Source organism: Arthrobacter sp. KBS0703, assembly GCF_002008315.2.
Classification (GTDB): domain Bacteria; phylum Actinomycetota; class Actinomycetes; order Actinomycetales; family Micrococcaceae; genus Arthrobacter.
On record NZ_MVDG02000001.1, the window covers coordinates 2028371 to 2039690 of the forward strand.

The 11320-nt window shown below is 62.5% G+C and carries 9 protein-coding genes; 3 read left to right on the forward strand and 6 right to left on the reverse strand.

Annotation, left to right across the window (positions count from 1 at the left end; translation table 11 throughout):
• Positions 1-1020 precede the first annotated feature (1020 nt).
• Positions 1021-2046 (reverse strand): LacI family DNA-binding transcriptional regulator, encoded by a 1026-nt coding sequence (locus tag B1A87_RS09605; protein ID WP_078029775.1) that lies wholly within the window; start codon positions 2044-2046, stop codon positions 1021-1023.
• Positions 2047-2301: 255 nt separating this feature from the next.
• Between B1A87_RS09605 and B1A87_RS09610 the strand changes: the two genes are divergently transcribed.
• Genes B1A87_RS09610 through B1A87_RS09620 form a run of 3 tightly spaced genes read left to right on the forward strand, consistent with a single transcriptional unit; the run spans position 2302 to position 5319 of the window.
• Positions 2302-3504 carry a phytanoyl-CoA dioxygenase family protein gene (locus B1A87_RS09610; RefSeq protein ID WP_078029774.1) on the forward strand — a complete coding sequence of 401 codons (1203 nt, stop codon included), beginning with the start codon at positions 2302-2304 and terminating at the stop codon, positions 3502-3504.
• A gap of 16 nt (positions 3505-3520) precedes the next feature.
• Entirely contained in the window at positions 3521-4534 is a 1014-nt protein-coding gene (iolG, locus tag B1A87_RS09615; RefSeq protein WP_078029781.1) for an inositol 2-dehydrogenase, read from the forward strand.
• On the forward strand, positions 4531-5319 hold the full coding sequence (locus B1A87_RS09620) for an SDR family oxidoreductase (RefSeq protein ID WP_078029773.1): 789 nt from the start codon (positions 4531-4533) through the stop codon (positions 5317-5319). The genes iolG and B1A87_RS09620 overlap by 4 nt, the downstream gene beginning before the upstream one ends.
• A gap of 267 nt (positions 5320-5586) precedes the next feature.
• Here the strand turns inward: B1A87_RS09620 and B1A87_RS09625 are convergent, their stop codons facing one another.
• The 5 genes from B1A87_RS09625 to B1A87_RS09650 form a co-directional block, all read right to left on the reverse strand.
• Positions 5587-6588: a Gfo/Idh/MocA family protein gene (locus B1A87_RS09625; protein WP_260680775.1), complete on the reverse strand. Its 1002-nt coding sequence runs from the start codon at positions 6586-6588 to the stop codon at positions 5587-5589.
• Positions 6585-7694: a Gfo/Idh/MocA family protein gene (locus B1A87_RS09630; protein WP_078029772.1), complete on the reverse strand. Its 1110-nt coding sequence runs from the start codon at positions 7692-7694 to the stop codon at positions 6585-6587. The genes B1A87_RS09625 and B1A87_RS09630 overlap by 4 nt, the downstream gene beginning before the upstream one ends.
• Positions 7695-8439: 745 nt before the next feature.
• Positions 8440-9120 carry a helix-turn-helix domain-containing protein gene (locus B1A87_RS09640; protein ID WP_221937571.1) on the reverse strand — a complete coding sequence of 227 codons (681 nt, stop codon included), beginning with the start codon at positions 9118-9120 and terminating at the stop codon, positions 8440-8442.
• Positions 9121-9272: 152 nt separating this feature from the next.
• The gene (locus tag B1A87_RS09645) at positions 9273-10196 is read right to left on the reverse strand and encodes a sugar phosphate isomerase/epimerase (RefSeq protein ID WP_221937572.1); all 924 of its coding nucleotides are present in this window, start codon (positions 10194-10196) and stop codon (positions 9273-9275) included.
• Positions 10197-10208: 12 nt separating this feature from the next.
• Positions 10209-11312 carry a zinc-binding dehydrogenase gene (locus tag B1A87_RS09650; protein WP_078029769.1) on the reverse strand — a complete coding sequence of 368 codons (1104 nt, stop codon included), beginning with the start codon at positions 11310-11312 and terminating at the stop codon, positions 10209-10211.
• Between the last annotated feature and the right edge of the window lie 8 nt (positions 11313-11320).

Here is an 11320-nt window from a genome sequence, read left to right on the forward strand (position 1 = left end):
ACGGCACGCATGAACGCCGATTCACGGGCGCTCAGCCATACCGGCCACCCGTTGACAAGGTGTTGACACTGTCAACACCTGTTTGGCCCGACAAACACGCCGCCAACCGCCCTGACAAGCCCGCGGGGAGCACCTGCTGGATGAAAAAGCGGGAAGAAATCTCCCCCTGGTCACGTCGTCCACACAACCCATAGCAATGAATGAGTGATGGCCAACAACGGCCACCCAGGACAAGCCACAGAAACGAGGACGGATCACCCCACAACCCAGCAGGCGGAGGGCACACCAGCCAGGACCCTGAATCCGCCACCCGCACAATTTCATCGGTCACCGCGGCGCCAGGCACAGTCCGCGGCCAGTGTCAGAGGGGCCCGCGGGAGGGCCAATGTCCACACATTAAAGCAAAAACCCCTCTGACGAGGGGTCATGCTGTGCCCAAGGTGGGACTCGAACCGCATTCCAGCCCCTGAAAACACTGGGAAGTCCAGAAAACATACCGAATCCGAGCCAATCCGGCCGATGTACGGCCCAGTCCGAAGCCCAGAGTGTGCACAATGTGCACACCCTTCTTTGCCCGTTTCGCTGCCCCATTCGCCGACTCCGGCGCCCGGATCAGCTGGAGTTCACTGATTACTTGATCCAGCACCAATCCCCCACGTTGTCCTCTCGCACTCCGCATGGCCGTTTGTCCGCTACGACTACGACATCCCAGAAATGGCGACCGCGCACAGGCGAACCAGGAAGGGCTGGCTGAGGCCAGACCGACGGAACGTCGGTTATCGGCGTTCAAATGGGAAGCGTTCAAAGCCGATGACAGAAGGCGCGCCGACAAGAAAAGAAATAGGGCAACAAACGTCAGGTTGAGCTTCGTACGACACTCCTCCTTCTCTCTGAGCGGAATCGTCCGTCAGGAAACCGGGCCGTATGCCGTTGCTAGACCTCTTTGAGCCGCCATGCACCGCCCTGCACCTGGCCGTGTCTTCTGCGACGACTCCTGCAAATCGCGGCTGAACGGCGGGCTCAGACTCCGTGGGGAATGTTGAAGGGCGTGATGACTTCGATTTGGGAGGCGTGGCCGGCGTCGGCCTCCGGTAGGGCGCCGTGTGCGTGCATGATGATTCGACAGCAGCGCTGGATGTCCTGCTTGAGATCGTGATGGAGCAGGGCCGACATGGTGCCTGAGCGCAGCAGGGCGGTGTTGTCGGGGGCCAGGTCGTGGCCGATGAACACATGCGGTTTCCGTCCCGCCGCTTCGAATGCTTGAATGATGCCGGCGTTGCCGCCGCCGATAGAGTAGACGGCGCTGACGTCGGGGTGGGCGTCCAGGGCTTCGCCCATCAGCCTTAGCGTTGTCTGATCCAGTCCATCGCTGGCGGGCAGATACAGGACCGCCCGCCCGGGATCCACGGAACGCATGGCTGAACGGAAACCCATCTCCCTTTCCTCCTCCCCGCGGAAGAAGTCGTTGCTCACCGTGATGGCAACCGCTCCCGGACTCATCCCTAACCACTTGTGGATCAGGTAAGCCGCCGTGGCCCCCGCGGACCGGTTGTCCATGCCTACATAAGCCACCCTGCTGCTGGCGGGGAGGTCGGTGACCAGAGTGACGACGGGGATCCCGCCCTCGGCAAGCCGGCTCACGGCAGCTCTAACCACCGGCACGTCCGGAGCCTTGAGGATGACGCCGTGGCTGCCCCGTTTGCCGATCCTGTCCAGCTCGGCCGCACATTCCTCCGCTTTCCACTGCTCGTGCAGGTGGAACCGGGCCCTGAACACTGCAGGCCGCAGCAGCGGCAGCACCGATTCCAGTGCGTCTTTCACCGAGGTGGTGAACCTGACGGGGGCGTCAGCAACGACGTCGATCATGAACCGCCGCCCCGTCAGCTCCAGTTGGAGCCGCTGGGCCTCCAGATCCCTGATGGCCTGGCGTACCTGGCCGGCGGTGCTTTGCCGCACGCCCGGACGATTGTGAAGGACGCGGTCCACGGTCGCGTCGCTGACCCCTGCCTGGCGGGCGATTTCCCTAATCGAGTACGGGTGGGCCATCGAAGTCCTTGCGATCGATCAATGATGTTTTCCTGAGGTGTTTCAGGGCTACCAAGACTCTCGCACCGGTTCCCGCATGCTGGCAAGAGATCCGAGCCCCTGTGCAAGAAGCTCGGAGTCCGAATTTGGCCATGATGGATTCTTGAGGGATTTCAGCGTTGCGCTGGGCTCATCGGATGAAAGAAGCTGGAAACCGCACCGGCGCTCATGCGAACACTGTTTCAAGCCGCATCACTGTTTCAAGGAGGAAACGCCATGACCACGACCACATCGTCACACGCACCCGGAACCCAAGCTCCACAGTGGCTCGGCCATGACAGCTGCCGGCTCGAGGATTTCGTAGCCGTCGTCGGCGAAAAGACGAAGCTGGATGACTACGCGTACGCTGACGCTGTCGAGCAGAACGTGCTCATTTACGGCAAGCGCCTGCACAACTATCTGGAGTCTCCCGAAGAGCGCGCTGACGTTCAGGCTGAACTGATCCGTGCCCTGACTGCCGGGCCGGGCATCGTCGTTTTCAAGGGCGCCTTCGCCGACACCGCCATCGTGGACCGCGCCACCGCGGCGTTCAACAGCATCATCGCCGAGCAGAAGGCTTCGGGCGCCGCCGCCGGAGACCACTTTGCCAAACCGGGCGCAAACGACCGCATCTGGGGCGCGCTGGACAAGCTGGCCGTGCGCGACCCTCAGGTGTTCGCCGAATACTACTCCAACGACATTCTGGCCCTCATTTCCGAGGCCTGGCTCGGCCCCAATTACCAGGTCACCTCACAGGTCAACGTCGTGAACCCCGGCGGTGCGGCGCAGACCGCCCACCGCGACTACCACCTCGGCTTCATGTCCAGCGAGCAGGCCGCCCGGTATCCGGCCCACATCCACCTGCTCTCCCCTGCGCTGACGCTGCAGGGCGCCGTTGCTCATTGCGACATGCCGGTGGAGTCGGGGCCCACCCTGTACCTGCCGCACTCCCACAAGTACGACGCCGGTTATCTCGCCTTCCACCTTCCCGAGTTCACCCGCTACTTCGAGGAGAACTACGTCCAGCTGCCGCTTGAGAAAGGCGATGCCGCATTCTTCAATCCCGCACTGTTCCACGGTGCCGGCCACAACAAGTCCGCCGATATCCGCCGCATGGCAAACCTGCTGCAGGTTTCCTCCGCATTCGGCCGGGCCATGGAATCGGTGGACCGCACCGCCATGTCCGCTGCCCTGTACCCGACGCTGCGGCAGCTCAAGGCGGACGGCACCAGCGACAGGTTCCTGCGCAACGTCATCGCCGCATCAGCCGAAGGCTACGGCTTCCCCACTAATCTTGACCGCGACCAGCCGGTGGGAGGCATCGCCCCTGAATCGCAGGCTGAGCTGGTCTGGCGGAGCCTCCAGGAAGACGCCGAACCTGATGCCCTGCTTCGTGATCTGGAGGCCGCCGCCCGGCGCCGCCTCACGGATGGCCTGTGAGACCGCAGGGATCCCCATGAAGAAGCTGAACGTCGCCTTGTGCGGGTCGGGCCGCATCGGCCGGGTGCATGCTGCCAACATCGCGGCCCATCCGGGGATCAACCTGACTTGGGTTGCCGATCCTGTGACCGAGAGCGCGGAAGAAGTCGCCACGCAGTATGGGGCCCGCCCTACCGGCTCCACTGCCGATGTCTTCACCGACGCGTCACTGGACGCCGTCGTAATCTGTTCGCCGACCCCAACACACGTCCAGCTGATTGAGGCGGCGGCCGCAAGAGGCATCGCTGTGCTGTGTGAAAAACCGATAGATCTCGACATCGAGCGGGTGCGAAGCTGCCGGGAGACGCTGGCCGCGGCCGGCATTCCGCTTCTGATGGGCTTCAACCGGCGGTTTGATCCCGCCTTCGCTGCGATTCATCAGCGCATAACGGCGGGAGAGATCGGGCGGCTCGAGCATCTGTTCATCGTCAGCAGGGACCCGGCGCCGGCCCCTGCGGCGTATATCGCGGCATCCGGAGGAATTTTCCGGGATATGACCATCCACGACCTGGACATGGCCCGGTTCTTCATTCGGGACATTGTGGAGGTCACCGCGCACGGCGCGAACGTCTTCTGCGACTACATCGCCGAGGCTGGAGACTTCGATTCCGCCGTCGTGACCCTCCGTGGACGGAACGGGGAACTAGTCAGCATCACGAACTCCCGGCACAGCGCCTACGGGTATGACCAGAGGCTTGAAGCCTTTGGAAGCGGGGGGATGCTGCGGGCTGACAACATTTCGCCCACTACCGTGCGCAGCTTTGGAAGTCGCGCTGTGGAGGCGGCAGACCCGTACGAGCCGTTCTTTTTGGAGCGCTACGCCGTGGCGTACCGGCGCGAACTCGACTATTTTGTCGAGGCCGTGCACACCGGCAGCCCTTGTTCGCCCGGATTCGACGACGGCATGGCCGCGCTGGTCCTGGCCGACGCGGCGGCGGAATCGGCAGCGACCGGCAGGACCATCACCGTTAAAGGAGCTTTGCAGACATGACAGCATCAGGGCTGCTCAAGGACACCGTCGTATTAATAAGCGGGGGCACCCAGGGCCTGGGCGCCGGCATTGCCCGGCAGGCCGCAGCCCAGGAAGCCGTGGGCATTGCCGTCACCGGACGCTCCGCTGATGCCGGCGGGAAAATCGCCGAGGACCTCATCGGACTCGGCGTGCCTGCGGTATTCCTGCAGGCAGACCTCGGGGACACGCAGCAGGCAAGCAGCACGGTCGTCAGGGCCATTGAGCACTTCGGCCGCCTAGATGCGGTGGTCAATGCTGCGGGCCTGACAACCCGAGGCAGCATGACCGACACAAGCCCTGAACTGTTCGATGAACATATTGCCGTCAACCTCAAGGCGCCGTTCTTCATCATGTCCGAGGCCATCAAGCACTTCAAGGAACGTGAAGCTCCGGGGAACATCGTCAACATCATCACCATGTCCTCACACGGAGGCCAGCCCTACCTGGCGCCATACGTCGCGTCCAAGGCCGGGCTCGCCGGACTGACCCGGAATGCGGCCCACGCCCACCGGTGGGACAGGATCAGAATCAACGGCGTCAACATCGGCTGGACGGCTACGGAGGGCGAAGACCTCATTCAGCGACGGTTCCACGGCGCCGGCGACGACTGGCTCGAAAATGCCAACGCCTCCGTCCCGATGGGCAAGCTCGGCCAGGTCGACGAGATCGCCGAGTTTGTCGTGTTCCTGCTCTCTGCTCGGAGCGGCATAGTGACTGGTTCCGTCATCGACTGGGATCAGAATGTGGTTGGCGGCGCGGATTGAGCTGGGCGTCGGGTCCCGGGCGGCGAGTCGGGTGAGCCCTAGTTGGCGCCAGAAGGCGTTTTGGTCGCCGCACAAACGGACGACGGCGGGAGCGCCCGCCGTCGTCCGTTTGTGTCAAAGGCTGCTGCCGACTGCCTGCGAAAACCGAGGCGGGAGCCAGGAAGAACCGGTCGCCAAGCTCGAACTTAGGGCTGTGAGTTTCCGCAGAGTGATTGGCCGTTGCGACGTGTCGCGATCCGCGTGAACTGCTTCCGGCATAGATGGTGTTCAGCCACCCTCGCTGGCTCTGACCCTGCATGGCAGGCCGGTAGCGAGCGATTCGTGGACGGCGAGGCGCACAGCAAGGTTCTGCTCGGTTAGTTCCCTGTCTACGAACTCTGACCCGGAACTGCGTGCCCGGACACTGAACCGTTCAATTTCGGCCTTGAAATGGTCTTCGGTGATGTCGAAAACCTCCGTATGGCCGTTCCGCAGCGAGACCCTCACCCGCGCGGATTCCCCGGGGTCGGGGTCGAAGGCCGTGTCGAGCGTGATCTGTCCTTCTGTTCCAATGATCTGGAAGGTGTTGGTACGAGGCCCGTCAAAGCCGCAGTCCAGGGTTCCCAGGACTCCGTCGTAGTCCAGGATGGCCGCCACCGTGGTTTCAACTGGGTCCGAGGGGCTTGTTCCTTTGGCGTAGACGCTACTCGGAAGACTACCCATGACCATGTTCATGATGTCGATGGCGTAGCAGCCGACATCATTGACTGCACCACCTTCCAGACCTGGCTGGAGCCTGACCTCGCCGGGAGCGCGGTTCATGACGAAGTGGAAACGCGCGTGCATGGAGATGATGTCCCCGATCCGGCCCGCATTAAGGAGCTCGCGGACTTTCTGGTGCTGAGGGTGGAAGCGGTACATGAACGCCTCCATGAGGCTTACCTGGTTCCGTTCACAGGCTTCCACCACCCGTTGATAGTCCTGCAGGCTGCACACCAGAGGCTTCTCGCAGAGGATGTCTTTGCCGGCATTCGCCGCTGCGATGATCCAATCTGCATGCAGACTATTAGGAAACGGCAGGTAAACGGCTTCGATGTTCGGGTCGGCGAGGAGCTCTTCATGCGACGAGTATGACGCCGGAACCCCGAACCGGTCAGCCACCTCAGCAGCCCTCCCGTTAGGGCTTGAAATTGCGGCGGCAGCCGCATTGCGGGCTTTCGTCATCGCGGGCAGGAACCGGTCCTGGGCGATGCGGGCGGTGGTGAGCACTCCCCAGCTAACGGCTGTCAAGAGGTGAGCTCCGCGTCCGGGGTCACGCCTTGAGCCACTTGAACTGATGCGCCCAGTTCTTGCTCGGACCGGTAGCAGGCGTCGATAATCCGCGCCACGGCAAGGGCATCCGTGACAGGTGCCACCACAGATGCACCAGTGCGGATGCTGTCGATCCATCCGCGCATTTCCGTGCGGAAATTGCTGATGTTCTCCAACTCGGGCAGCTCCGAAAACTTGTTCGCATCAGTACGGGCGAACGGCGGAGTGAAATAGCTCTGCGTCCATTCAGTCCAGCCGGCTGACCAACCGTCCCGGTCCTTCTCGACGTAGACCCTCAGCTTTTGGGGAAGGACACCGATCTCGATCATGCCAGCGGTACCGTAGACGGATATCCCTGAGCTTTCGAACCATTCGAGACGGTCGTGGCTGTCGAAGCTGAACGTAGCGGACATGTCGGGATAGTTCAGCAGCACGGCTGCGGAGTCCTCGCGGCTCGACTCGTCGGAGAGCATCGCGGACTTGCGCACTCGCGCATTGACCGACTCCGGGATCCCAAACATGCTGACAAGGGAGTCGACCATGTGGCACCCGATAATCCACAGCGCCCCTCCCATGTCCGCCGGCTGGTTCAGATGGGCAGTGAGATGCTCACCGGCCAGGGCGGCACCTCTGGCCGACACACTGACCACATTCCCGATGGTCCCGGCGTCTATGAGCCCCTTTGCCCGAGTGACCGACTGCGCCAGGCGAACGTTGTAGCCGACTTGGACTACTAACCCCGGAGCAGCCAGGGACTCCGCCTCGGCCAGCTTCAGCAGGTCATCAACTGTTCCGCCACCCGGCTTTTCTACGACGACAGATTTTCCGGCGGCAAGGGCCCGCAGGGCATGGGACACCATATCCTTGCTCTTGGAGTGAACCATGACTGCGTTGATGCGCCCGTCCTCGAGCACCCCGTCGATGTCGCGGGGCTCCATGTCGTACTTGTCGGTGAAGTACTGCAGCCGCGGATCATCGTCTGCGGCGGCCACCACCTCGACGCCCTCGATTTCGCGGAGGGCACGAACCCGTGCGGAAGCGTGCGGGTGGGTGATTCCCAGGAGTCCTACTACGAGCGGTTCCAATGGGTTGTCTCCTATCGGTTCTTGTTACAGGGCATCATGGTCGGTCCGGGCGGTTCACCGGATTCTGCCGGTGAGGTGCCCTATTCCGTGAGCAGTTGATTTTCAGTGCCGTGTGGCAGGGCGCGGCTTGCCGCCAGGCCCGGGGACTCTATTCGGCTCCTCCTGCCACCATCCTTCCCAAGCGAAGGATGCAAGGACTCCCTGGGGGAACCCCGCCTCTTTCGGGTCATCGGACGACGCGTTGCCGTCGCCTCCGTAACCGGCACCATCGACCAGAACCGAAAAGTGGTTGAGCAGCATTTTCAACGTCCTCCCCAAAGTGAAGTGATTGAATTCAAAGGTCTGGTCCTGAGCGCTTGGCCAGGTCTATCGGATCGGCGTAAGTCCTGTGAACCTCGGTTTTGGTGAACAGGCGGCGGCCCGTGCCGTCACTCAGGAGCAGCCACAGGTACTCGCCGTCAGCGGATACAGTGTCGACCGTTCCGGTGTGCGAAGTCTTCCCGGACAGCACCAACACAAGGTCGCCCGGGCTGAGTTCGTTCCAGTGGACAGGAGTGGTCGCAGTCCTTGGCTGCGCCTCACCCGAAGGTCCCCGCCAACGGTAGCGAGTGGGTGAAGAATTCAACTGGGGACTCCGTTCCATATTCCGTGAGAGCAGGCATCGCTCTCTTTCAGCTGCTGATTTGTGTTGTATGCATGCAGAGCCAAGCGTAAATCCGCTGCGAACGGGCAGTCTTCGCCAGGGTTATGCGACCGGTGAGACCGGGTTGTCCTGCTGATGGCTTCGCCGGCCGACCACCACCCAAATTGCGATGCAATCTTCGTTGAAAGGATTGCTGATCCGGTGAGGAGCGGAGGAGACGAAGTTGATGCTGTCACCGGCGCTAAGGGTTCCCGCGGAGGAGCCGGCCTCCACGTTGAGTCTTCCTTCAAGGATGTGGAAGTATTCGTGTCCCCCGTGCCGCATGAGGTTGTCCGGCGGGCATGATTCGGTGCCGCTTCGGTACGTGACGCGGAGCAGTTCCACGTTGGGGTCGTTCTCCGCAGTGAGTCGCTCCCAGAGGACACCATCGACACGGAGTTTTGGACGGTCCTTGGCTTCCAGGAGTCCGGGAAGTTCATTGCTCCCTGTAGATGGCACCAGAGGTGTCACGGCACCTTCGGATGACCAAGGCTGCCCGTCCTCATTGACGGCTGGAGTTTCAACAACCCGAAGACCGGTACCTGTCGACGGAAATTGCGCCCCATCCTGCAGTACCGCATCAAGGGACAAGCCCAGCGCTGATACGAGGGCGTAAAGGGTTCCGACAGACGGTGTTGTGCGGCCAAGCTCGACCTGTGAAACGAGGCTGGCGGAGACGTCCACACGGCGCGCGAGTTCGCGCACGGAGAGCTTGGCGCTCTGCCGGGCGTCACGAAGACGCATGCCAAGCTGTATGGCAGCATCGGGTCGTGCCTCGGGGGCTGGTGCGCTCATGGTGTTCCGGTTCTCTTGTAAGGCTCCGTGGCAGGCCTGGCCCACGCACAACCCCTTTGCCGGGGAGCGCGTGGGCCAGGCTTACTGTGGCTCAGCTCGGGTCAGACCTTTTCGGACTGTTCCGCGGCGATCAGTTGGGACGCTGCCTCGAGTGTCGCCGCGGCTGAATCGTGGGCGCGTGCCAATGCCTGATCCAACGGCAGCAGGCGGTGTGATTCAGCGAGGATTTCCACCCCCCAGTGTCCGCGCCATCCGGCGTTGTGAATGGCCTTGACGAAGGCAACCGTGTCGAGGTCACCTTCACCTGGGTACAGACGCTCATTGATGGTGTCTTCCCACAGTGAACCGATGACGTCTTTGCGGGCATCATCGATCTCGACGATGAAGACTTTGTCCATCGGCAGGATGGCGGCCAGGTCTTCGTAGCGGGTGCCGCCGCGGCTGGTGTGCCACGTGTCGACGGTGAGCCCGCCGTGGGGGTTGTTGACCTCGTTGATGAACTTCGCACCGATTTCGATGGTCTTGAGGTTGTTCATGGGCATCGGTTCCAGGGCGACGCGCGTGCCCACTTCCCCGGCCTGGGTGGCGAGCCGGTCGAATTCCTGGTGGAACGCGGTTTCATCCACCGGCGCCGGCTCGCCTTCAAGGGCGAGTTCGGCGCCGATCTTGATGGTCTTGACGCCGAGGATTTCTGCGGCGTTGAACAGGATCTTGCGCCAGCGATCGGATTCATCTCGTTCGGGGCCGGTCTTCCACCAGTCCGCGAGGAATTCCATCTCGACGTGGATGATGCCGTTGTCGTCCAGCAGCTGGCGGAGCCCCTTGAGACCAATGGTCTTTTCGATCTCCGGAAGGTCGGCGTGGATAAAGCCCAGTCCCTTCCAGCCTGCCTTGGCGGCAGCCTCAACCCGGGTGCGCACATCGATCGGGCTCGTTTCATCGCCCCGAAGCGGGGCGGCGTTGCCTGCCCAGGTCCAGCAGGAGGCCAGGAGGTCCCGGTTCTGAATGATGTTCGTGTCGTTCACGTTCGTCCTTTGTTAGTTGGCTTTGTGGGTTGAGGAGGCGGCCGCGCCGTCGGCGTTGGTGGCATCCGGGGCGAGCATGACCTTCGTTTCCCGGCTTGAATCCTGTGCCCTTTGGAGGGCTTCGTCTCCGCGGGAGAACGGGACGACAGTGGAGACGATCTCGCCGAGGTTGAGTCGGGTGTTTGCCACGTAGCGGATTGCTGCGGGCCATACTGCTACCGGCGCCCCGGTGGAGCTGGTGATCAAGAGGTTTCGTTCCTGGACCAGACCCAGGCGTGCAGGCGCAAACTTTGGTGTGGAGACACCCATCAGCAGGACGCGTCCGTTGTGGTCTGCGCTTTCAAGGGCTGCTGCCTGCGCGGCGGAGTTGCCGGACGCTTCGATGACGACGTCGGCGAAGGGCCGCCCCATGGCTGCTGCTGCAGCACCGGTGGTGTCCGGGGTTTCGACCGGATTAATGGCAGCCGCAGCCCCCAGTTTCATCGCCGTTTCGCGACGAAGTGGGCTGGGATCAAATACGACCACTTCCGCTCCGGCGGTGACAGCCTGGATCACTGCATTCAGGCCGATTGCTCCGAGCCCGTGCACGTGGACCGTGTCGGCGGCACTGATGCCGCCGATCTTCTTAAGTCCGTTCAATACACAGGCGAAGGGTTCAATAACGGCGGCCGTGAGCATGTCCACTTCGTCAGGGATGTGGAAGCACATGTCGGCCGGGACGGTGAACAGCTCGGCTGCGGCTCCATCATGGGTGACCCCGAACCAGTCGTTGCCACCCAGGTGTCCGTGCCCGAGAACCCGGTCCCCCGGGTGGAATCCTTCAACAGCTGTGCCGGCTTCCACGACGATGCCTGACCATTCATGGCCCAGGACGTGGGGGTAATTGATCTTGAAGGATTCCGGCATGCTGCCGTGCAGGATTTCGATATCGGTGCCGCACACCCCCACGTAAGCGGGCCTGACCAGGAGCTCGTTGGGCTTGGGGGCAGTGACGGGTGCTGTGCCGGGTTCGACTGTGACGGTGCCGTCGGCGTCTTTGCGGACCAGGACGGCCGGCACGGTCCCGAGCGGAGGTGCTACGGACGCCGTGCGCACGTCGTTGACGGTCTCAGACATGTTGTGTT